At 37.7% G+C, this 22,470-nt stretch carries 19 protein-coding genes, 1 other RNA gene and 1 pseudogene; 16 read left to right on the top strand and 5 right to left on the bottom strand.

Annotated elements, in window-relative coordinates; translation table 11 throughout:
* Positions 1–78 precede the first annotated feature (78 nt).
* The 4 genes from pstA to gshB all read right to left on the bottom strand — a co-directional run bounded on the left by pstA (position 79) and on the right by gshB (position 5,026).
* Positions 79–1,371 (bottom strand): phosphate ABC transporter permease PstA, encoded by a 1,293-nt coding sequence (gene pstA, locus J7R07_RS00430; protein WP_208434991.1) that lies wholly within the window; start codon positions 1,369–1,371, stop codon positions 79–81.
* Complete coding sequence (gene pstC, locus J7R07_RS00425; RefSeq protein WP_208434990.1) at positions 1,368–2,828, bottom strand: phosphate ABC transporter permease subunit PstC; 1,461 nt, start codon at positions 2,826–2,828, stop codon at positions 1,368–1,370. Before pstC ends, pstA begins: the two co-directional genes overlap by 4 nt.
* Positions 2,829–2,889: 61 nt before the next feature.
* Positions 2,890–3,936: a PstS family phosphate ABC transporter substrate-binding protein gene (locus J7R07_RS00420; protein WP_208434989.1), complete on the bottom strand. Its 1,047-nt coding sequence runs from the start codon at positions 3,934–3,936 to the stop codon at positions 2,890–2,892.
* 151 nt (positions 3,937–4,087) lie between these two features.
* Positions 4,088–5,026 carry a glutathione synthase gene (gshB, locus tag J7R07_RS00415; protein WP_208434988.1) on the bottom strand — a complete coding sequence of 313 codons (939 nt, stop codon included), beginning with the start codon at positions 5,024–5,026 and terminating at the stop codon, positions 4,088–4,090.
* 91 nt (positions 5,027–5,117) lie between these two features.
* Here gshB and J7R07_RS00410 point away from each other — a divergent pair, with 91 nt between their 5' ends.
* The gene (locus J7R07_RS00410; RefSeq protein WP_208434987.1) at positions 5,118–5,906 is read left to right on the top strand and encodes a molybdopterin-synthase adenylyltransferase MoeB; all 789 of its coding nucleotides are present in this window, start codon (positions 5,118–5,120) and stop codon (positions 5,904–5,906) included.
* A 403-nt stretch (positions 5,907–6,309) separates the two neighbouring features.
* On the opposite strand, the gene J7R07_RS00405 is transcribed toward J7R07_RS00410, so the two are convergent.
* Positions 6,310–6,870 carry a c-type cytochrome gene (locus J7R07_RS00405; RefSeq protein ID WP_208434986.1) on the bottom strand — a complete coding sequence of 187 codons (561 nt, stop codon included), beginning with the start codon at positions 6,868–6,870 and terminating at the stop codon, positions 6,310–6,312.
* A 104-nt stretch (positions 6,871–6,974) separates the two neighbouring features.
* On the opposite strand from J7R07_RS00405, the gene J7R07_RS00400 reads away from it, so the two are divergent.
* The 15 genes and pseudogenes from J7R07_RS00400 (at position 6,975) to lnt (ending at position 22,404) form a co-directional block, all read left to right on the top strand.
* On the top strand, positions 6,975–7,706 hold the full coding sequence (locus J7R07_RS00400) for a 3-deoxy-manno-octulosonate cytidylyltransferase (protein ID WP_208434985.1): 732 nt from the start codon (positions 6,975–6,977) through the stop codon (positions 7,704–7,706).
* Complete coding sequence (locus J7R07_RS00395) at positions 7,703–8,566, top strand: prephenate dehydratase (RefSeq protein ID WP_208434984.1); 864 nt, start codon at positions 7,703–7,705, stop codon at positions 8,564–8,566. The genes J7R07_RS00400 and J7R07_RS00395 overlap by 4 nt, the downstream gene beginning before the upstream one ends.
* A gap of 549 nt (positions 8,567–9,115) precedes the next feature.
* Positions 9,116–9,526: pseudogene (locus J7R07_RS00390) on the top strand (hypothetical protein).
* A gap of 920 nt (positions 9,527–10,446) precedes the next feature.
* Positions 10,447–10,544: signal recognition particle sRNA small type (gene ffs / locus J7R07_RS00385), an RNA gene on the top strand.
* Between the two features lie 229 nt (positions 10,545–10,773).
* The gene (locus J7R07_RS00380; RefSeq protein ID WP_208434983.1) at positions 10,774–12,711 is read left to right on the top strand and encodes a DNA polymerase III subunit gamma/tau; all 1,938 of its coding nucleotides are present in this window, start codon (positions 10,774–10,776) and stop codon (positions 12,709–12,711) included.
* Between the two features lie 14 nt (positions 12,712–12,725).
* Positions 12,726–13,043 carry a YbaB/EbfC family nucleoid-associated protein gene (locus J7R07_RS00375; protein ID WP_208434982.1) on the top strand — a complete coding sequence of 106 codons (318 nt, stop codon included), beginning with the start codon at positions 12,726–12,728 and terminating at the stop codon, positions 13,041–13,043.
* Between the two features lie 33 nt (positions 13,044–13,076).
* Positions 13,077–13,682 carry a recombination mediator RecR gene (gene recR, locus J7R07_RS00370; RefSeq protein WP_208434981.1) on the top strand — a complete coding sequence of 202 codons (606 nt, stop codon included), beginning with the start codon at positions 13,077–13,079 and terminating at the stop codon, positions 13,680–13,682.
* Positions 13,683–13,743: 61 nt separating this feature from the next.
* Complete coding sequence (locus tag J7R07_RS00365) at positions 13,744–14,787, top strand: YeiH family protein (RefSeq protein ID WP_208434980.1); 1,044 nt, start codon at positions 13,744–13,746, stop codon at positions 14,785–14,787.
* A 556-nt stretch (positions 14,788–15,343) separates the two neighbouring features.
* Positions 15,344–16,036, top strand: coding sequence for a tRNA (adenosine(37)-N6)-threonylcarbamoyltransferase complex dimerization subunit type 1 TsaB (tsaB, locus tag J7R07_RS00360; RefSeq protein WP_208434979.1), 693 nt, complete (start codon positions 15,344–15,346; stop codon positions 16,034–16,036).
* On the top strand, positions 16,029–16,520 hold the full coding sequence (gene rimI, locus J7R07_RS00355; protein WP_208434978.1) for a ribosomal protein S18-alanine N-acetyltransferase: 492 nt from the start codon (positions 16,029–16,031) through the stop codon (positions 16,518–16,520). Before tsaB ends, rimI begins: the two co-directional genes overlap by 8 nt.
* Before the next feature lie 31 nt (positions 16,521–16,551).
* Positions 16,552–17,928, top strand: a complete 1,377-nt coding sequence (gene miaB / locus J7R07_RS00350; protein WP_208434977.1) for a tRNA (N6-isopentenyl adenosine(37)-C2)-methylthiotransferase MiaB — start codon at positions 16,552–16,554, stop codon at positions 17,926–17,928.
* Positions 17,929–18,091: 163 nt separating this feature from the next.
* Complete coding sequence (locus tag J7R07_RS00345; protein ID WP_208434976.1) at positions 18,092–19,201, top strand: PhoH family protein; 1,110 nt, start codon at positions 18,092–18,094, stop codon at positions 19,199–19,201.
* A 12-nt stretch (positions 19,202–19,213) separates the two neighbouring features.
* Positions 19,214–19,690 carry an rRNA maturation RNase YbeY gene (gene ybeY, locus J7R07_RS00340; RefSeq protein WP_208434975.1) on the top strand — a complete coding sequence of 159 codons (477 nt, stop codon included), beginning with the start codon at positions 19,214–19,216 and terminating at the stop codon, positions 19,688–19,690.
* 97 nt (positions 19,691–19,787) lie between these two features.
* Positions 19,788–20,807: a hemolysin family protein gene (locus J7R07_RS00335; protein ID WP_208434974.1), complete on the top strand. Its 1,020-nt coding sequence runs from the start codon at positions 19,788–19,790 to the stop codon at positions 20,805–20,807.
* Complete coding sequence (gene lnt / locus J7R07_RS00330; protein WP_208434973.1) at positions 20,770–22,404, top strand: apolipoprotein N-acyltransferase; 1,635 nt, start codon at positions 20,770–20,772, stop codon at positions 22,402–22,404. Before J7R07_RS00335 ends, lnt begins: the two co-directional genes overlap by 38 nt.
* Positions 22,405–22,470: the final 66 nt, after the last annotated feature.

Below are 22,470 nucleotides of genomic sequence, written 5' to 3'. Positions count from 1 at the left end.
TACAAAAACTCACCTTACTTTAAAAAACATAAACCTTATCAGAGTTGCTGCTTGATCGAAGTTACTATTCTATCGAAATCACTGACGCCGTTCAAATCTTCGACGTAAAAAAACAGCAGAAATATTCATGACCGCAAGAAAAATCATTAATACAATAATAGCACCTGATGTCTTTTCAACAAAAGCGCGCTCTGCTTCACCCGCCCACATGAAAATTTGAACAGGCAAAGCCGTTGCCGGTTCCATGGGTGTCGCAGGAATATTCACAACAAAAGCAACCATGCCAATCAAAAGCAAAGGTGCGGTTTCACCCAGTGCCTGAGCTACACCAATAATCGTGCCCGTCAAAATACCAGGCGCAGCTAAAGGAACCACATGATGAAAAACCATTTGTGTTTTCGACGCTCCCAATCCTAAAGCGGCTGCGCGAATAGAGAGAGGAACAGCCCGCAAAGCAGAACGGGTTGCAATGATAATTGTGGGAAGTGTCATAAGAGCCAAGACAAGCCCACCAACAAAAGAGGCTGACCGTGGTAACCCGAAAAAATTAACAAAAACAGCAAGCCCCAAAAGACCAAAAACAATTGAAGGCACAGCTGCAAGGTTATTGATATTAACCTCAATAAAATCTGTAAATTTATTTTTGCGTGCATATTCTTCCAAATAAAGAGCTGTGGCTATCCCTATTGGAAGTGAAATCACTAAAACTATGGCTATCATGTAAAGAGAGCCGATTATTGCAACCCCTAATCCCGCAGTTTCAGCACGACTTGAAGCACCAAATGTAAAAAAACCAAAATTAAATGTTTTGTAAAGCGTACCATCATGCACCAAACGTTTCATCCATTCTACTTGGCGATTGGAGACTTTGCGGCTTTGTTCTGCTACAGATAAATCAATCTGCCCCTTATAAGCAGAATCAATATCCGCCGCTGCTAAAACTTTGATTTTTTGCGTTGTTCCAATCAGCTTTGGATTCTTTGTTACCATTTCACGCAGTTGAACGCGTACACCATTTGAAAACATACGGTTAATATCCCGTAATGATGCCCGATCATTTTGATTTATATCAAGCTTTTTTGCCAAAGCATTCCGTACAAGAAGTGGATAATTAGCAGTTATGAGTATCTGTGGATTCGTTTCTCGCTGACCATTTGGATCAATGACCTGCTCATCCAAATAAATCGATAATGTCATTTCACTTTGAAAAAAAGCTGTATAACCCTGACTAATGATAGACCATAAAAGCGCAAATAAAAAAAATAAACCAATAAAAATAGAAATCAAACCGTACCCTCGGAAACGACGTTCAGCCCAATATCGGCGTTTGAGGCCAATATTGCGACGAAGAAAAAGATGATCTTTATTCATTCATATTGTTCCTGATATTTCCGCACGATATAAAGAGCAAGAATATTCATCAAAAGGGTCATAACAAAAAGTGTCATCCCTAAAGCAAAAGCAACGAGCGTTTGGGGAGAATTAAACTCAAAGTCACCTGTCAATTGATTAACAATCTTCACTGTCATCGTGGTCATTGCTTCAAATGGATTAAGTGTTAAGTTCGCTGCAACACCCGCTGCCAGAACCACAATCATTGTTTCTCCAATTGCACGTGATGCTGTCAATAAAATCGCTCCCATAATCCCTGGAAGCGCTGCCGGTATAACCACTTTCTTAATCGTCTCAGATTGCGTTGCTCCCAAACCATAAGATCCTTCGCGTAAAATACGCGGAACAGCTGTTATAACATCATCTGATAAAGAGGAAACAAAAGGAATCAACATAATTCCCATCACAACTCCAGCTGTTAAAACACTTTGGGCCATAATAAATCCAACACCACCAGAAAGAGAAACAGAGAGATCACGTAAAAATGGCCCTACAACCTTCAAAGCAAAAAAACCGTAAACAATGGTTGGAATACCAGCAAGCACTTCTAACAATGGCTTCACAATCGATCGTAAGCGCGTAGAAGCATATTCGGCCATATAAATAGCCGAAAATAATCCAATAGGAACAGCAAAAAGCATTGCAACAAATGCAATATAAAGCGTGCCAGCAAGGAGCGGGATTAAACCAAATTGCCCAACTTCACCTCCTGAACCACTCGCTGAAAAACGTGGATTCCAAACTGTTCCAAAAAAGAAGTTTGAAAAGGAAACAGACTGAAAAAAACTTATCGTTTGAAAAAACATTGAAAATGCAATGGCTGCTGTCGTCAAAACCGCAACGATAGATGCGCAAACCAAACCACTAACAATGAAATATTCAACCTTATTGCGTGCACGCTGATGCGGAGAAACTTGCACAATGCCACAGATGAAACCACAAAATGCAATAATAAAAAGGAAACTATGACCAATAAATTGTAATTTCTCAGAAGAATGAACCCATGACTGCGCTATCCTTAACACATCATTTGATGCTTCATGAGGCAAAACAAATCCTTTTGCGAATAACTGCGCTCGCACTTCTTCATACGAAGCACTAACAAGATTCTCTTTAAAACGATGAATCATTTTGACCAAACTTCGAATAGTCCCTAAAACAAAGTCATGATTTATGCGCTCTGCAACATGCGCACTATACACCTCAACTTCTTGAGCAGCGCTATATTCTAAATAAATTGCACTTCCACTCTCCCAAAAAATTAAAAAAATAACGGCTGGAATAACAGTCAACAAAAACGTCCACCAGCCATAATAAGACCCACGAGAATGCATTTTGTATTGTGCGTACTCAAGAGAGCGAGCCCGCATATAAGAAATACAAAAACCAACAAAACCAAAAATCAATAACAGAAAAATAATAACGGAAATGCGCATTTGTTTTTCAATTTTTACAAAAAAGTAACACAGAAAACTCCTACACTGCAAATCTAGCAAGTTATTTCAAAGTCATCACTTTACCAGCAGAAAAAGCAGAACGCTGCGCTTGGCGCTCCTTTTCAGAAGCAACAACCAAACCATATTCAGCCAGTGGGCTATCTGGACCAATCATTTGATCAGAAAGAAAAAAATTAATATATTCCCGCAAACCTGGAATAGTATCTAAATGCGCTTTCTTAACATAGAAAAAAAGTGAACGAGAAACTGGATATTCACCACTAGAAATTGTTTCAACAGTTGGTGTAGAACCGTTAATATCCGCAGCCTTTAACTTATCAGCATTATTTTGATAAAAAGACAAACCAAAAATACCAATCCCTGTTTTATTAGAGGTTAAACGTGCAAATGTTTCAGAATAATCACCATCAATATCAATGGCTTTACCATCTCTCCGCACAGCAATACAAGCAGCGTGTATTGCCTTATCATCCATTCCTAAAATCTTCATCGCCTCAATGGCTCCACTATCCTTACAACCCGCCACTAACAATTTTTCTTCAAAAACTTCACGCGTTCCATGCTTCTCTCCGGGAATATAAGCTGCTATCGTCCAATCAGGAAAAGCACTGTTGATTGCACTCCATTTTGAAACGTTGTTGGGATGCAATTTTCCGTCTATAATAATCTGAGCAGCAAGTGCCTTATAAATATCTACTGGTTGCAACTTCCAACTAGGACCATTTATATCTGTTGCAAAAACAATACCATCATACCCGATACGTATTTCTTCAACATCTTTTACACCAGCATCAAAGCAAGACTGCAATTCAGTAGGCTTCATTGCCCGCGAAGCATTAACAATATCAATCGTATTCTCCCCAATACCATGGCAAAATTCTTTAATACCGGCTCCTGTTCCACCTGATTCGATAACTGGAACTTTAAAGTGGGGATAAGTTTCTCCAAATACCTCAGCAACAATTTTTTGATAAGGTAAAACCGTAGCTGAACCTGCGATCTGTATTCGATTGCGTGCGTTGCTAATATTAACGGATAACAGTATTGCAAAAAACAGTCCCACTACAACTGATAAGAATCTACCCATCCATAAACTCCTTAGAACTTGAGGCAAGATTTCTAATTCGTATCATACAATCATCTGGATTGTAATTCACATTTACAGCATGATAAATAGTAAAAGTGTCATTGATAATTTTTCTAACAAAATTATGTCTTAGTTGTTTGTCTGAATAAATTTAATGAGCACATTTGAACTCAACAACATCCCAGAAAAGATGAGCAACATCTGCACCACCAAAGCGTTTGATTTCACGAATACCCGTAGGAGACGTTACATTAATTTCTGTCATATAATCTCCAATCACATCAATTCCCACAAGAAGAAGACCGCGTTCTTTTAAAAGTGGACCAATGCGTTCGCAAATCTCATAATCACGTTTTGTTAAATCAATATTTTCCGCACGACCTCCAACGTGCAGATTAGAGCGAACATCTGTTTCGGCGGCAATCCGATTAATTGCACCAACAGGAATACCATCAAGCAAAATAATCCGTTTATCCCCTTTTCGCACTGCATCTAAATAACGCTGAACAATAAAAGGTTCACTATAAATTTTTGCGAACATTTCCAAAAGCGATGCTAAATTGTGATCATCCTGTTTCAAATGAAAAACACCTGTTCCCCCATTGCCATAAAGAGGCTTTACAATAATATCGCCCAATGTAGCTCTAAAAGCCATTATTTCTTCAATATCTTTCGTAATTAACGTCTCTGGCATCAAATCAGGAAATTCAGTCACAAAAATTTTTTCTGGACTATTGCGCACCCATGTTGGATCATTCACAACACGTGTCTTGGGATGAACACGTTCTAACAAATGCGTTGTGGTAATGTAGTTGAGATCAAAGGGCGGATCTTGACGTAAAAGAACAACATCCATATCTCTCAATTCTGCTCGGAAAGGCTTCCCTAACACATAATGGTTCCTCTCTTCATCATGAACAGTCAATGGTTCTAATCGCGCAATTACACAACCATCGCGCATAGTTAAACGATCTGGTGTATAATGAAAAAGAGAGTGTCCACGTTCTTGCGCTGCTAAAGCAAGTGCAAATGTTGTATCTCCCTGAATCCGAACTGTTGAAATATGATCCATTTGAATGGCAATCTTCATAAATAAAACCTCCCTATATTAATTAAAAGCAGACTAGTCTATTCACCATAAACTTAGTAAACAATAAAAGGATTATGACAAGAGAAAACCCATGAAACAAGAAGCAGATACAAAATTAACTCATGAAGAAATCCAACGCTATGCACGCCACATTATTCTACCTGAAATTGGTGGAGTGGGGCAACAAAAGCTCAAAACCGCACGCGTTCTTGTTGTTGGCGCAGGTGGCCTTGGTTCTCCTGTTCTCACCTATTTGGCTGCCGCAGGTGTTGGTACCCTTGGAATTGTTGATGACGATATCGTTGCACTTTCTAATTTACAACGCCAAGTTATTCATAGAACCAACACGATTCATCAATTCAAAACAGAGAGCGCCAAAACTTCCATAGAAGCAATAAATCCCCATATTACAGTTGAAGAGCATAATATACGTTTGGATAAAAGTAATGTGGATAAACTCCTTAATGTCTACCATATCATTATTGATGGCAGTGATAATTTTGCCACACGTTACCTGCTTGCTGACCACGCTGCACAATGCAAAAAACCTCTCATAAGTGGCGCTGTAGGACGCTTTAACGGTTCATTGACGGTGCTCATGCCCTATAAAGATAATAACCCTCACTATCGTGACCTCTTCCCCAATCCACCAGCCCCTGGCATTCTCCCAACATGTGCTGAAGCTGGAATCATCGGTATTTTACCCGGAGTCATCGGAACACTACAAGCAATGGAAGCCATTAAACTGATTACAAATATTGGTGAACCGTTGGTGGGGAAACTTCTTCTTTATAATGGATTGGCAGCACAATTTAATATCATTACCTATAAACGGTCAGATTCCAGTACGAATGCAGCAGACATCAATTTTTGCCTGTAAAAACTTTGAGGATAAAAAAAACACAATCAATAGAACTATGGTCAAGTATTCTTCCTTGCGCATAACAAGTACTTCATGTGCAAATGTTTTAATAACTTTTCAATCATGACTGTTAAATAAATAATCCAAATGATATTTTTTGTAAATGATGCAAAAGACGGATGATCTGTGTCTACACACCTATATCAAGAAAAGATTTTATTCATAAAATACGATAAAGCGTGTTCAAAAAAACTCTGAAAATATAATCTACCATTCTTTATGGCTATCTTTCAGCATAGCCATATTTAAAGCAATTTAAACGATACGTCCACAACAACTTCTTTGATAAAACTTTGAAAATAAAATTATAAATAAAAACAAAACATACCTCTTCTCCCCTAATAAGCCTTCCTGGCATATTTTAATCCGACTGTTCTTTTTTATTATCCGTTAACAACGGAATAGGATCATCCGATAAACTGCGTAAATAAAGTAACAGATCAGCACGATCTTGATCATTTTTTATCCCGCGGAAAGACATAATGGTTCCTGGAAACGCTTGTCGTGGTGATTGTAAATAACGATCTAAAGTAACAAAATCCCACTTTTTATCAGAATTTGCCCGCAAAACCCGTGAGTAAGAAAAACCTGGTGCCGCCGCCAAAGGACGATTCATTATGTCCCAAAGTGGTGGACCAACACGATTGGATTTGTTGCGTCCAGAGGTATGGCATATAGCACATTGGTGAAAAATTTTGCGTCCATTTTCAAGATTGCCTTTTTGAAGACGATCTTTTAGTGACAAAGAATTATCAGATATCTTCCGTTTTTCCTTGAACATATCATTTTTTGTAACTGTATGAGAATATTGAACCGATGGAGAATGATCATAGATTATATCGCTGAGTGTGGAAATTCCTACCAAAATAATCAGCACAAAGAGACAAGCAAAAATAAAATAGACGATTGTCGAGCGATTCATAAAAACTTAAACGTTCATCTTTTCATTAACATTTCCAGTTTAAGCTTTTTCCTTATAATATACAACATTATAAATGCACTACACACGGTATTTGGAACTTTGTAATGATACTTGAACCGATTATTCTTATTCCTGCCCGTATGGGCTCAACCCGCCTACCTCAAAAAGTGCTCGCTGAGATTTCTGGAAAACCGATGATTGTTCATGTTGCTGAACAAGCAAAAAAAGCTGCAATAGGACGTACTCTCGTTGCGACAGATCATAATGATGTTGCCAAAGCCGTTACAGCTTACGGACATGAATGTATTATGACATCTGATCATCATCAATCTGGATCTGATCGCATTCATGAAGCTTTAATGCGTATTGATCCTAAACAACGCTACAATGCTATTTTGAATGTACAAGGTGACCTACCAACAATAATGCCTCATGAAATCATCAGTGCTTTACGCCCTTTGGAAAATAGCTTCACTGATATTGCAACATTGGGTGCTAAAATCACTGAGGAAAGCGAGAAAATAGATCCTAATGTTGTCAAAATTATTGGTACACCGCTTTCTCAAAATCGCCTTCGGGCTCTTTATTTTACCCGTGCAACAGCACCTTATGGGGATGGTCTCTTTTTCCATCATATTGGAATATATGCCTATCGACGCGAAGCACTTGAGAAATTCGTGGCACTTAAACCTTCTCCACTCGAACAACGTGAAAAGCTTGAACAATTACGCGCATTAGAACATAATATGCGTATTGATGTAGAAATAATCGACACTATTCCCTTAAGCGTTGATACGCAACGTGATCTTGAAAGAGTACGTAAAATTTTAGTATGAAAACACTTAAAAAAACCAATAAAATCTCTTTCCAAGGAGAATATGGTGCAAATTCTCATATTGCCTGTTCTAATATGTTTCCCAATATGGATGCTGTACCCTCTACTACTTTTGAAGATGCTCTCAACTTAGTAGAAAGCGGGCAAGCTGATCTTGCCATGATTCCTATTGAAAACACTCTTGCGGGCCGTGTTGCAGATATTCATCATCTTTTACCGCAATCTTCCCTTTATATTATTGGTGAATATTTTTTGCCTATCCATTTTCAACTCATGGTTCTACCCGGTGTTAGGTATAATGAAATTAAAACCGTCCATAGCCATACGCACGCTCTGGCACAATGCCGTAAAATCATACGTAAAAATGGCTGGATACCTGTCACTTCTGCTGATACAGCTGGAGCTGCAAAATTTATTAAAAAAAATGCAAAGCGTTCACAAGCAGCCTTAGCTCCTCTGATCGCAGCTGAACTCTATGGGCTTGATATTCTTGAAAAAAATGTTGAAGATAGTCCTCATAATATTACCCGTTTTGTCATTCTTTCGCGTTCTAAACAACATGTGCCAAAACCCAAAAACGGCGAAAAAATTATCACAAGCCTTCTTTTTCGCGTACGCAATGTACCAGCTGCTCTTTACAAAGCTCTGGGAGGATTTGCTACAAACGGCATAAACATGACAAAATTAGAAAGCTACCAAATTGGTGGAAATTTTAATGCAACACAATTTTTTGTCGATATCGAGGGACATCCTGAAGATTCCATGATGAAACTTGCTTTGGAAGAATTATCTTTCTTTTCTGCTGAATTGCGCATTATCGGTATTTATCCTGCTAAAAATGATCGAACACCACATGTATGAAGGACACTTCAATTATATCATTTTTTGTAGATATCAAAGGATATCTTGAAAATCCTATGATGTAGAGCGCTTTGGAAAAGCCAGCTTCTTTTTTTGCTAACATAGCTTTATAATGATACTGAAGAAAAAATGAGCAAGAACACCTGTAAATGGAATACTTAAATTATCCTTATAATATTCTTCCAGAAATTCCATAATCAAAGGATCTGCATTCAGAAAAGATAAACAACAACACAAGTACCAAAACATAATTTTCTTTGGCTATACTCATTTCTCTCATACAAGTTAAAAATATATAATCTTTTATGGTAATTTACTGTGAAGGGATGATTATAAATATTCCGATTTATAGTATAAAATAATTTAAACTACTCTCAGAATACATCAAACAGTAATGCTTTAATCATCTTGAATTCAAGAAATATTTAAAATGAATTTTTAAAGCTGCAAAATACAGTTGTCCCCTGTTTTTTAAATTAAATTTGATCTTTCATATTTACGGAAACTAATTTATGCTTATCCGTATTTTAGGATAAAAAGGGAAAAGTAATGAAAAAAATCTTCACCAAGGATTATTAGCCACTAGTATTCTCACTTACTTTAAGTGTTGCATTTTCTGGATTTGGTGAGAAAAGGTGAAATTTTGCGCCGGGTGAAAATGTTACAATTGGTACATTTGATACAATACATCAAGGTGTTGAATATTCTTGCAAAGTATTTAAACCCAAGAAGATATCCTTTACCTTATCATACTCTTTCCCCCTCTGACTTAGACAAATTAAAAATTGTTGCTGACGATGAGAAAAAAATAACACATGATAAAAAATGGAAGATCTTTACACTTAAAGGTATAAAATCTCTCGATATAAGATTCCCTTCATCAGGGAATTATATTTTTAAAAATATTACTAAGAAAAACTCATCGGTATAGATTGTGATACAGGAGATTACGATTCATAATATTTCCGACAGCATTTAAGTTTGCATAGAATTGTGCAATTGCTGAGATAAAGCTCTTTTCAAAATCGGATATGATGAATTATTAATGCCTGATTTTTTTTTGCTTTGAGCTCTTATACTTGTATGGAAAAATCAAATTGTTCAAAAACTAAATATGAGAAATTTCTGTAGACAATTAAACTGTTTGTATTTTCATTATCAAAGCAACTTTTTTAATAAGATGCTCGTATCCATCTGTGCAGTGAGATGATCTAAAAATTCCCACAAATTATATCATATATAAGCAAAGAGATAAAAATCCTGCCTTGAACCTGTACACGTTCTTACATCTTGCCACTCCATAGAGCAACGATGTCAAATAACAGATCTCGTAACATATAGGAGAAATCCTATTTTGTTCTTTTAGCCATGCTGAAACGCCTAAGTGCACTGCATTTTAATCTATAGTCATTTAAACTGAGTATAAGAGAAACTCATTTTACTTTTTCGCTCGCTGTTTAAGAATTCATCAACCATTTAAAGCACCATCATACAGACTGCGTGTACTATTGTACAATATTACTTTCTCTTAAAATTACCAAGTTCAGCAAATTGAATTACTTGTATACTTCATATACTTTTTTTCTGACGTAAAATTTTCATAATTCATTGAAAAGATTCAAAGAAAGATAAATGTGCCTATCCAAAAATCTCTCAATAAACCTTAGTCAATGTGCACCTCCTTCATGTCGAATAAAACAACTATTTTATTCATACCAAATCAATCTGGTGGCACCTTCAATGAAAATTGGTCAATCTCCTTCCTCTCTTGTCGTCTACAGTACAAGAATGAAGTGCAAGAGAAAAATTCTTCGTTATCCGTGCTATATTTTTTTGTTTCTTAGCTTGATTTTTTATTTTAAATCGACAATATGAATGCGGGAGGTTGGTGGTGGACGCACTGCTCGCCAACCGGGTCAGGTCTGGAAAGAAGCAGCCCCAACGAGTTCTGGTACGGGTCATCGTACCAGCCTCCTGTTTTACTGAAGATATCGTATTTTTGCCGTTTTTTAGTAAATAATCCTTCGCTTTTAGAGCAGTATTCATGTAGAGAGTAAAGAGGGTTGGCTGTCTTTAGGCAAGTTTGTCTTATTTTTTCAAAAATAAATTGATTGAAAGAAAATACTTTTATATTAGACTTCAGTATTAATCTGTACTTTCATGTTACCAAAATGTACGTATAAAGAGTTTCAAAGTTGGAATCATTGATGGAAAATATGCCGATAGAAACGACCTATCGTGTTCTTGCGCGCAAATATCGACCTCAAAATTTCTCTGACCTGATTGGTCAAGAGGCAATGGTACGTACTCTCACGAATGCCTTTGAAACAGGTCGTATTGCACAAGCGTGGATGCTAACAGGAATTCGTGGAGTGGGTAAAACCACAACAGCGCGTATTTTAGCGCGTGCACTCAATTACAAAACAAAGAATGTTGACCAACCAACGACTGTATTGAATACGCTTGGTGAACATTGCACACAAATTATTGAAGGACGCCATATCGATGTTATAGAAATGGATGCGGCCTCGCATACCGGTATTGATGATATTCGTGAAATTATTGAACAAATACGTTACCGTCCTGTTTCCGCACGTTATAAAGTTTATATTATTGATGAAGTGCATATGCTCTCAACGCAAGCATTTAATGGACTATTGAAAACGCTTGAGGAACCACCAGCCCATGTAAAATTTATTTTTGCAACGACTGAAATTCGCAAAGTTCCTATCACTATTCTTTCACGTTGCCAGCGCTTTGATTTACGGCGTATTGAATCAGCAGTTTTGATTTCGCATTTACGTCAAATCGCAAAACGTGAAAACGTGGAAGTGGAAGATCAAGCGCTTTCCATGATTGCCCGCGCTGCGGAAGGCTCTGTACGTGATGCATTGTCCATCTTTGATCAAGCGATTACTCATAGCCATGGTAATGTCAGTGCTGTTGCAGTGCGCGTGATGTTAGGATTAGCTGATAAAGCGCGTATTATCGATCTCTTTGAATTCATCATGAAAGGCAACGTTGTAAATGCATTGCATGAATTACGCAGCCAATATAATGCAGGCGCTGATCCTCTCACTATATTGACAGAGTTGGCCGATTTCAATCATCTAGTTACACGTCTGCGTTTTACTCCAGAAGTAGCTGAAGATCTCTCACTTACTGAAGATGAACGTTTAAGAAGCTTGGATTTTTCAAAAAAGCTTTCCATCCCTGTGTTATCTCGAAACTGGCAAATGTTACTCAAAGGCTTACAAGAAGTTAATCAAGCCTCACATCCACTTCAAGCTGCCGAAATGTTACTCATTCGTCTTGCTCACACGGCCGATCTGCCAACTCTTGATGAAGCTTTAAAAAATCTTACTCAAGAAAAAACATCTCTCACAATCATTCCAACTTCTTCTCATCCAGAATCCATAAAAAATAATACGACAAAAGAAAACGCTGTATATACCCATTCTTCCTTGAATATTTCAAACACACCAACCAGTCAAACAGACTTAAAAGCTCCCTTGGACAACCAATTAGAATATGCCTTAAAATCAGAAGATTCAGTAAAAATTCAAACTTTCGAAAGTCATAACACCCCTGAAATAATAGAAACTCTTGAAACTTCAAAGCCTGTTGAGTTTTCTGAAAACACTCCAAATTTACCACATTCCTCCACGAAAATAGCAGAAGAAATTGCTGAACCGCAAACCGTCGTTATCAATTCCTTGCATGATATTGTTAAATTAGCTGAACAGTATAATGAGATTCCTTTCAAACTTCTTGTTAAAGAATTTGTTCATCCTATTTCTTTTAAACCGGGACATATTACCTTGAGACTTTCTGAAGATGCTCCGCGTTCACTTGCTCGTGATATAGAAAAAATGCTTTTTCAATGGACTAAAAAACGTTGGGCTATAACCTTTGTCAATGAAGGAGGAGGAACAACCTTACAAGAAGAGAGTGTTGCTGCCCAAAGGACTCTTTTTGCTCATGCACAAGCAGATCCTGATATCGCGAAAATACTCAACCATTTCCCAGAAGCAAAAATTGTCGATATCCGCCTGAATAAACAAGAGAACGATCTTGATTTACCTCCTAATAGCTTTAAAAATTCTGATATTTGTAAAAATGAAAGTGATATTAATGATGAATAAGGATACCTACCCCTATGCGTAATATGATGAAAAAAGCCCGAGAAATGCAAGAAAAAATGCAGCAAATTCAAGAGGAAATAGCAAAACTTCAAGCAATTGGTACTGCAGGTGGTGGTCTTGTCAACATCACCTTAAATGGCCGAAATATTATGACAGCAATGCAAATTGATCCTTCATTGCTCACACCTGAAGAAGCCGAAATGCTTGAAGACTTGATTATGGCAGCCTATAATGACGCCAGAGCAAAACTTGAAGTCGCTATAGAAGAAAAAACTAAAGGTATAGCAGCAGGAATATCCCTGCCATCAAGTTTTAAACTTCCACTTTCATGAACCAGATTTTATTTAATCCCATGTGATAAGAATATGTCTAAATGCGTTGCAGGACCTGAAATTGAACGTCTTATTCAGCTTTTAGCACGGATACCTGGTCTTGGTCCGCGCTCAGCGCGTCGTGCTGCACTTCACCTTATAAAAAAAAAGGAGACATTGTTGGAGCCTTTAGGGGCAGCAATACAAGTAGCTGTAGACAAAGTCTGCGTTTGTTCCGTTTGTGGAAATGTAGATACAATTGATCCTTGTTCGATTTGTACAGATCCACGTCGCGATAATACAACAATTATTGTTGTTGAGGATATTGCTGATCTGTGGGCGCTTGAACGTGCAAAAACTTTGGCAGCACGTTATCATGTATTAGGCGGGCGGCTTTCTCCCTTAGATGGCATAGGTCCTGACGAACTCAACATCGCCCCCTTAATACAGCGCGTTATACAAAACGCAATTACAGAGGTTATTCTCGCTGTCAATGCTACTGTCGAAGGACAAACAACAGCGCACTACATCACTGATCAACTTTCCAATTTTTCAGTTAAAGTTACCCGCCTTGCTCATGGAGTGCCTGTAGGAGGTGAACTCGATTATCTTGATGAGGGCACCTTAGCAGCAGCCTTACAAGCAAGAACCAATCTTTAGAACTTTTTTTAGATGTTATCTCTTTTGAGATACTATTATTTTTTATAGGGGAAATATTAAAATGCTCACGAAAAAATTCTCTTTTCTGCATATCTTTGGTCTAAAAGATTCTGCTCCGGGCATTCTAGTATGCCTTTTCATATCCGCTTCAGCCTATGGTTTAGAAATCATAGAAAAACAGCTTTTTGCAGAAACCTGGCTTGAAAGCCTTGTTTTAGCAATCCTCTTAGGATCCATTCTCCGTAGTTGTTTTACTCTGCCAACATATTTTCAAAAAGGTATCACTTTTTGTGCGAAAACACTTCTTGAAATTGCTATTGTTCTTTTGGGAGCAAGCATTAGCATACAGGCGGTTTTTTCAGCCGGTTGGAGTTTGCTTGCTAGCATTGTATTCGTTATATTCATAACGCTTCTTATGAGCTTTTTTCTTGGACGACTTTTGGGGCTTTCTACAAACTTAGCAGTGCTGGTCGCTTGTGGTAATGCCATTTGTGGCAATTCCGCTATTGTTGCAACCGCACCTGTTATCAATGCGAAAAATGAAGATGTCGCCATATCAATTGCTTTTACCGCTCTTTTAGGGGTCCTTATAATCCTGCTTCTACCCTTTTTACATCCACTTTTAAATTTATCATTTGGCCAATATGGTGCATTTGCTGGCATGGTCGTCTATGCTGTACCGCAAGTTTTAGCAGCAACAGCATCTGTTTCTTTTACGAGTGTTCAAATTGCAACAATTATCAAATTGGTACGGGTTTTAATGTTAGGCCCTATTATTTTTATCCTCTCAATCATTTATCGTCAATCTTCACAAACACGCTTTCGTATACACACCCTCATCCCATGGTTTATCATTGGTTTTATTATTATGATGCTTGCCCGCTCAAGTAGCCTTATTCCTGAGACAACTCTTACTCCCATCAAATTTATTGCTCAGTTATTTACTGTCATTTCAATGGCAGCATTAGGTTTAAGCGTTGATATCAGCGCATTAAAAAAAGCAGGATGGTGCGTCATTTTGGCTTCAATCTTTTCCATAATGATCCTTGGTATTTGTAGCTTGATCATGATCCAATTAAATGATTTAAGCCATATAACATTTTGAAATATACGTTCTCCAATATTTTTGTTTTTTCAACGCAGTATAGATTCAACACAAAGACTTGCCGATATTGAAGCAGCTCGTTCATACAATCAGGTAAAATTCCAAAAATCTTCTTATCATTGTATACAAAAATCGAATAAATTTTGATGCTCGTAACAAGCTATTAAACTGCTCATTATCCTATTTTTCAATATACGATTGCTCGCACCTGAATAATATGATTACAAAAACATACCATTCTTAAAAAACAATGTTGTTTTTTTATTTTATCTGCTCTAATTAAAAGAAAGTTTTTGCATTACAGAATATGCTCTTATTAAAAAATAACAAATGTGACTTTAAGTTTTCTCCCCTTCAAATTGCTTTTACGAACTACATTATGATAACAGAGTAGAATAAGAATCAAATCAATATCCATCACATTCAATAAAAAAGATATTGTTGCTTATTGACACGAAGAGCCTTCTTAAAATATTGTAAATGTAATAACGAAATAGAAAAAACAAAAAACACAGCAGTCTTTTTGTTTATTGTATTATTCAACTAAAATATTTTTATGCTTGTCCTTGCTATAGATACTGCCTCAATTTATTGCGCCGTTGCACTCACTCGTCATAAATCCGTTGTTGCACGTATCAATGAGTGCATGCGCACAGGGCATGCTGAAAAACTTATTGGGTCCATTGTACAAATAATTGAGCAAACTAATATTACCCTTAACCAAGTTGATCGTATCGCTGTCAACATTGGACCAGGATCATTCACCGGTGTACGTGTGGGGGTTTCAACAGCGCGCGCTTTAGCATTAGCGCTCGAAATACCAGCTGTTGGAGTAAGTGCCCTTGAAGCATTAGCTGCACAGACAATCACCAATAAAAATGCTGTATCAACAATCACCGTTGTCATCGAAGCTGGAAGAGACATGTTCTATCATCAGAACTTCAATGCAGATCTCACACCTTTAGGAGAACCGGGATTAAAAACAATTGAAAATGTCATCGAAGATTTACCGCAACAAACAACATTAATTGGTTCAGCAGCTGATACTATTGCACTGCACATGAAAGATAATAAAGTAAATAAAAAAATCATACGAGAGCAAACCCTCTATGAAGCCGCTGATATTGTAAGCTATGCCTATGTTGCTGCAAACAAAAAACCACAAGATCCGCCTCGTCCACTCTATTTACGCAATGCTGACGCAAAACAACAAACCGGTTTTGCTCTACCACGAAAAAAGTATGTCTAGATTTTCACTGAAAAAAAAGCATTTTTGGATTGCACCATTACAAGCTGATGATAGTGTTTCCCTCCAAAAAATTCATCAGCATTGTTTTATTCCTGCTTGGGGAAAGCAAGCTTTTGATCATTTCTTAATAGATCACTCTATCTTCGGATACAAAGCCTCTCTTATTGGTCGACCTGAGCAAATTTTAGGCTTTTGTCTCTGCCGCCTCGTTCTTGATGAAGCAGAGATTATCACAATTGCTGTTCATCCTCATTTCCGTCGACAAGGAATTGGTACCTTACTTCTTGACAGTACACTTCGTCATCTGCATCATGAACGCGCTGTAAAACTCTTCCTCGAGGTAGAAGAAGCAAATCTTTCTGCTTTGAATCTTTATCAACGTTTTGCATTTCAAAAAATTTCTAAACGCCTTGCCTACTACCAAGCAAAAAATAGACGAGGAGACGCAATTATTATGCAAAAAACTTTTAAGCAAACAGATTGAGATTTATGTTAAAAACATTTAGACATGTACTATGAATAAAGTAAATCCTAAAAATAAGCCTCCTGTTACTCCTAAAAAGGTTTTTATCAAAACCTATGGGTGTCAAATGAATGTTTATGATAGCCAACGAATGAGTGATAGTCTCAGTTCACAAGGTTATGTTACAACACAAACACCAGATGACGCCGACCTTATTCTTGTTAATACCTGCCATATTCGTGAAAAAGCAGCAGAAAAACTTTATTCTGATCTTGGTCGCTTGCGGATCATGCGTCAAGAACGTGCACCTGACAAACCCTTAATGGTCGGTGTGACTGGTTGTGTTGCACAAGCTGAGGGAAGTGAAATCTTACGCCGTGCTCCAACAGTGGATCTCGTCATTGGTCCGCAAATGTATCACCGCTTACCAGATTTATTAGAAAAGGCTAAGCAGGGAAAAAAAATTATCGAAACAGACTATGCTGTTGAAGATAAATTTGCTCATTTACCGCCACATAATAAACGTGCTGTCAGAAAAAGAGGTGTTAGTGCGTTTTTAACAGTGCAAGAAGGTTGTGATAAATTTTGTACTTTTTGTGTCGTTCCTTACACACGTGGTGCCGAAATATCGCGATCTGTTGAGCAAATTACCGAAGAAGCACGTCAACTCATTGAAGCTGGCGTCAAAGAAATTACACTGCTTGGACAAAATGTAAATGGTTGGCATGGAGAAAGTGCAAATGGTAAAGCTTGGCGTCTTGGCGATCTTCTCTATCATCTTGCCAAATTGGATGGTTTAAAGCGTCTACGTTACACAACAAGCCACCCGCGAGACATGGATGAGAGCCTTATTGCCGCACACCGGGATCTTGATATCTTAATGCCCTACCTACATCTGCCTGTTCAATCAGGATCAGATCGCATTTTAAAAGCAATGAACCGCCAGCACAAAAGCATCCACTATCTTCAGCTTATCGAAAAAATTCGCAACGCACGACCTGATATTGCTTTTTCAGGCGACTTTATTGTAGGATTTCCAGGAGAAACAGATGAAGACTTTGAAGAAACTATTAAACTTGTCAAACAAGTGCAATATAGTTCAGCCTACTCTTTCAAGTATTCACCTCGCCCTGGAACCGTTAGTGCAACAATGAAGAATCATGTTGATGAAACTATAAAAGATGCCCGGCTCCAACATTTACAAGTTCTTCTTCTTGAGCAGCAAAACGCGTTTTTGCGTTCTAAGATTGGTCAAACAACAGATGTTCTTATCGAAAAGGCTGGACGTCACTCGGGACAAATGGTAGGTCGTTCACCTTGGCTTTTACCTGTTGTCGTAGACACAGAAGCCTCTACGGGCACCGTGTTAGCAATTCATATTAAGAATGTAAGTTCAAACAGTTTTGTTGGTGAAATGGCAAATGTATAAATATATTATTCATGCCTTGTTTATAACAAAGATTTGAGAAGACCCTTTTATTTTTGAAGAAAATGATTACATCTAAAGCCTACACTTTATAAAAAATATATTGCTTTTTATAAAGTTTATCAAAGAAAGTATGCAACACTTAATCTAAGTATGGGAGAATAGGTTGAAATCTTCAACCGAAAAAATAAAGCGCGTTAAAGAGAAAATAAATGCTTATCCTGAAAATACTGGTATCTTGGGAAAAGCAAACGCATCGGATACTAACGGTGTTGTTTTAATTTTTGAAAATAATAAATACGCAAAAACGGTGTTTGGTAAACTTGATGAAAACCTTACTTATATTGAACGAAAACTCGGTCTTAGCATTCATCTACGTGGTAATGAAGTTTTAATTCAAGGAAATGTTGTTGCTATAAAACGCGCACAGTATGTATTACAACAGCTTTATGAACGCGCCAAAACACATCAAGAGCTCACTTTATCAGACACAGAAGGAGCGATTGCTATGACAGATTTGCTACAGGAACAGCAAGAATCTCCAACAACAACCCAACCTGTAAAAAAACGTACCCCTGCACGATTAAGTACTTATAAAAAAACAATCCATGCCCGAACCCCAACACAAGATGCTTATATACGAGCAATGGATCATAATGAACTTGTTTTTGGTGTAGGACCAGCAGGAACAGGAAAAACATATCTTGCTGTTGCTCATGCTACAATGCTTTTAGAACGTGGCATCATTGAGCGAATTATCCTCTCACGTCCTGCCGTTGAAGCTGGAGAACATCTTGGCTTTCTTCCAGGTGATCTTAAAGAAAAAGTCGACCCGTATTTACGCCCACTTTATGATGCCCTTTATGATATGATCCCCGTTGAAAAAGTAGAGCGCATTTTCGCTTCTGGTGTCATAGAAATTGCTCCTCTTGCTTTCATGCGTGGGCGGACACTTGCCCATGCGGCTGTTATTCTGGATGAAGCACAAAATACTACCCCCATGCAAATGAAAATGTTCCTCACCCGTCTTGGGGAAGGAACACGCATGATCGTCACCGGTGATGTAAGCCAAATCGATTTACCTACTGGACAAAAATCAGGTTTAAGCGAAGCAATACGTATTCTCTCCCATGTAGAAAATATTGCAATCATTCGTTTTGATGAAAAAGATGTTGTGCGCCACCCTCTTGTTACCGCTATCGTCCACGCTTATGATCAAGATTTTGGCATACAGATTAAAGATATCCCATCTTCAAACACTGTATCAAAAAAATGAGTTCAATCTGTCATGATTACTATTGATATAACTATTGGGAGCTCTGGGTGGGATGATGAGAAAACGCTTTATAATATCACTGAAAAAGTATTAACAACAACAATGCACCATCTTTCATTAGAAAATATTGTAAGCGAAATCAGCCTACTTTTTACCGATGATGAACATATGGCACAGATCAATGCGCAATGGCGTGGTAAAAATAAGCCCACCAATGTATTGTCCTTTCCTGCTTTTCCACTTAAAATCGGACAGGACCCTGAACTCATGCTCGGTGATATTGTTATTGCACGAGAAACTGTTCTATTTGAAGCAAAGAGAGAGGGAAAATTATTTCAAGATCATTTGACACATATGATTGTTCATGGTGTTCTTCACCTTCTTGGCTATAATCATGAAACAGATGGAGAAGCTCACCAGATGGAAAAACTTGAAAGAGAAATCCTTCAAAAGCTTTCCATAAAAGATCCCTATACTGAGTTGCCGTAAAAATGATAAGGATTAATTTTTAAATTAATATCACCATCATGCAATTTAGAATTTCTTATGCCTCCATTAAAAAAGAAAGTTTGAAAATTTCAAGATCATGGCAAATAAAATAAATGCACCCAATAATAATCAAACATCTTCTAATATCGACGCTTCCCCTTCTTACCAAGCGAATCATACGGAAAAATACTCCCTGATGAATCATTTGTTTTCATTTTTACGTGGACGTAATTCTACATCACTGCGCGATGATCTTACCGTTGCACTTACCGCTGACAATGAAAAAGATACAGCTCTTTTCTCACCTGAAGAACGTACTATGCTGCATAATATCTTACGCTTGCGTGAAGCACGCATTGATGATGTTATGATTCCACGTTCTGAAATCAAGGCATTAGAAATAAACACTTCACTTGGAGAGGCTCTTCAATGTTTTGCAAAAATTGGCCATTCTCGCATACCCGTTTATGCTGAAACTTTAGATGATCCGCGAGGAATGATTCATATCCGCGATATCCTTAATTATGTGACTCGCTTTATTATCAATTCAGTCCAAACCGGACAAAAATCTGATTCGATTCAGTTAAATCATGCCCATTTACACACCCCAATCGGTGAATTAGATCTGCTTCGAACAGTTCTTTTCGTTCCAAGTTCCATGTTGGCAAGTCAATTATTAACACGTATGCAAACCACACGAACACAGATGGCTTTGGTTATTGATGAGCATGGAGGTACAGACGGTCTCGTTTCAATGGAAGATATTGTCGAATTAGTCGTTGGTGATATTGAAGACGAACATGATAATGTCGACAATGCTATCGTGCGCGAGCCTAACAATAAATGGCTTGTTGACGCAAGAACCGAACTAGAGGATGTGGAAAAAGCTCTTGGTCCTGATTTTATTGTAGGGGAACATGGTGATGAAGTCGATACTATTGGTGGTCTGATTGTTTCCATTCTTGACCGCATTCCTGCAAAAGGTGAAGTCGTTGAAGCTGTACCTGGTTACCGATTTCGCATTTTAGAAGCTGATAAACGCCGGATTAAGCGCTTACGCATTTTCCGTATCCCTGAAAATGAGAGTTTTAAAAAAAATGCCTCCTTTGAAAAATAATAAAGCATTTTTAAATAATCTCGTACTTTTTTTATCTTCTGTGACTGGTTGGAAACGGCAGATGTGGGTGTTTCTGTGTGGTGCATTAACATCTTTTGCACTGCCACCCTTTTATTTAACACCTCTCTGTTTTTTAACTTTTCCCATTTTTATTATTCTCCTTGACTCAATCCACATCATCCAAAACAATAAAAAACGCTTTCTTACCTACGCTCTAAGTTGTGGAATCTTTGGCTTTAGTTATTTTATCTGCAGCCTTTGGTGGATGTGTAATGCTTTATTAACAGACCCTGTTTCTTTTGGTTGGGCAGTGCCATTTGCTATTTTTGGTCTTCCTCTTTGCCTTTCTCTTTATTGGTTTTTAGCTGGTTTCATTGTCGGTTTATTATGGACAAAAGGAATAGCACGCTTCTTTGTATTAGCTTTTTCGCTGGGATTGGCAGAGTGGTTGCGTGCATTTTTATTCACAGGTTTTCCTTGGAATGCTCTTGGTTATACGGCTATGCCAATCCCGCTGTTCATGCAATCCGATGCAATCGTGGGACTTTATGGAATGAATATTCTTGCTGTTTTAGTTTACAGTTTACCTACTGTTTTATTAACAGATGAAAAAAAGAAAGCCGCACTTTTTCTTTGCGTATCACTTATATTAATCCACAGTGGTTTTGGATTTTACCGTCTCAATGTTGTAGCCAACACAACAGATGTAAAAAAAAATAGTTACTGGGTACGCATTGTTCAGCCTTCTATCCAGCAAAACATAAAATTAAGTAATACGACACGAGAAACTATATTTGCAGCTCATATGCACTTGAGCGCAACACCAACAGCCGATCATAATCCAGAACCAGATTTTATAGTATGGCCCGAAGCCTCCGTTCCTTACCTTCTCTCTGATAACTCTACAACCACAATGCACATTGCTTCTCTTCTAAAACCCAGACAATGGGCCATCATTGGTGCTATACGTGCTGATAATGATCCCCTCAACGCGCAAATACAATATTTTAATACAATTGCAGTTATTAATAATAAAGGTAACATTTTAACTACTTCTGATAAACTTCACCTGGTTCCTTTTGGTGAATATCTTCCCTATCAAAATCTATTAGAAAAAATTGGATTGCATACCCTTGCAGATAATATTGGTGGATATAGTGCTGCCAGTGTGCGCAAAACTGTTATGATGCCAAACGGGTTCTCTTATCTTCCACTAATTTGTTATGAAGCAATATTTCCCAATGAAATGACTTTTAAAGGCCCCTCTCCTCAAGCAATTATTAATGTTACCAATGATGCATGGTTTGGCGTAACACCAGGCCCATACCAACATCTTCAACAGGCACAGCTCCGTGCCGTTGAATTGGGAATTCCCCTTATACGAGCAGCCAATAATGGGATATCGGCTATTATTGATTCTTATGGACGAATCATTGTAGCTCTCCAACCGAATACTGTTGGCATTATTGATTCACCGATTCCATCACCCATTACCCCTATAGGAAGCAATGGATACAGAATTTTCTCTACTTTTATCTTGCTCATTCTTATGCTATTGTGCCGTGTTAGTTTTGGTTCTACAAAACAGCTTAAATAATCAGGCGCCCATATGTGGTATTACGTTGTGTACCAGTAATATTGGGAAAAGGTGTTACATATTATT

This window comes from Bartonella phoceensis, assembly GCF_902825145.1.
GTDB lineage: Bacteria > Pseudomonadota > Alphaproteobacteria > Rhizobiales > Rhizobiaceae > Bartonella > Bartonella phoceensis.
Note: the sequence above shows the minus strand (reverse complement) of the source record. Positions and strands in the feature narration are given on the sequence as shown.

Bases quoted from the DNA above. Each gene is read 5' to 3' on its own strand.
- J7R07_RS00405 (WP_208434986.1), bottom strand. From the start codon at position 6,870: ATGAATCGCTCGACAATCGTCTATTTTATTTTTGCTTGTCTCTTTGTG.
- J7R07_RS00335 (WP_208434974.1), top strand. From the start codon at position 19,788: ATGGCAAATAAAATAAATGCACCCAATAATAATCAAACATCTTCTAAT.
- rimI (WP_208434978.1), top strand. From the start codon at position 16,029: ATGTCTAGATTTTCACTGAAAAAAAAGCATTTTTGGATTGCACCATTA.
- lnt (WP_208434973.1), top strand. From the start codon at position 20,770: ATGAGAGTTTTAAAAAAAATGCCTCCTTTGAAAAATAATAAAGCATTT.
- J7R07_RS00375 (WP_208434982.1), top strand. From the start codon at position 12,726: ATGCGTAATATGATGAAAAAAGCCCGAGAAATGCAAGAAAAAATGCAG.
- J7R07_RS00380 (WP_208434983.1), top strand. From the start codon at position 10,774: ATGGAAAATATGCCGATAGAAACGACCTATCGTGTTCTTGCGCGCAAA.
- tsaB (WP_208434979.1), top strand. From the start codon at position 15,344: ATGCTTGTCCTTGCTATAGATACTGCCTCAATTTATTGCGCCGTTGCA.
- pstA (WP_208434991.1), bottom strand. From the start codon at position 1,371: ATGAATAAAGATCATCTTTTTCTTCGTCGCAATATTGGCCTCAAACGC.
- J7R07_RS00395 (WP_208434984.1), top strand. From the start codon at position 7,703: ATGAAAACACTTAAAAAAACCAATAAAATCTCTTTCCAAGGAGAATAT.
- J7R07_RS00365 (WP_208434980.1), top strand. From the start codon at position 13,744: ATGCTCACGAAAAAATTCTCTTTTCTGCATATCTTTGGTCTAAAAGAT.
- J7R07_RS00420 (WP_208434989.1), bottom strand. From the start codon at position 3,936: ATGGGTAGATTCTTATCAGTTGTAGTGGGACTGTTTTTTGCAATACTG.
- gshB (WP_208434988.1), bottom strand. From the start codon at position 5,026: ATGAAGATTGCCATTCAAATGGATCATATTTCAACAGTTCGGATTCAG.
- J7R07_RS00410 (WP_208434987.1), top strand. From the start codon at position 5,118: ATGAAACAAGAAGCAGATACAAAATTAACTCATGAAGAAATCCAACGC.
- J7R07_RS00400 (WP_208434985.1), top strand. From the start codon at position 6,975: ATGATACTTGAACCGATTATTCTTATTCCTGCCCGTATGGGCTCAACC.
- miaB (WP_208434977.1), top strand. From the start codon at position 16,552: ATGAATAAAGTAAATCCTAAAAATAAGCCTCCTGTTACTCCTAAAAAG.
- pstC (WP_208434990.1), bottom strand. From the start codon at position 2,828: ATGCGCATTTCCGTTATTATTTTTCTGTTATTGATTTTTGGTTTTGTT.
- ybeY (WP_208434975.1), top strand. From the start codon at position 19,214: ATGATTACTATTGATATAACTATTGGGAGCTCTGGGTGGGATGATGAG.
- recR (WP_208434981.1), top strand. From the start codon at position 13,077: ATGTCTAAATGCGTTGCAGGACCTGAAATTGAACGTCTTATTCAGCTT.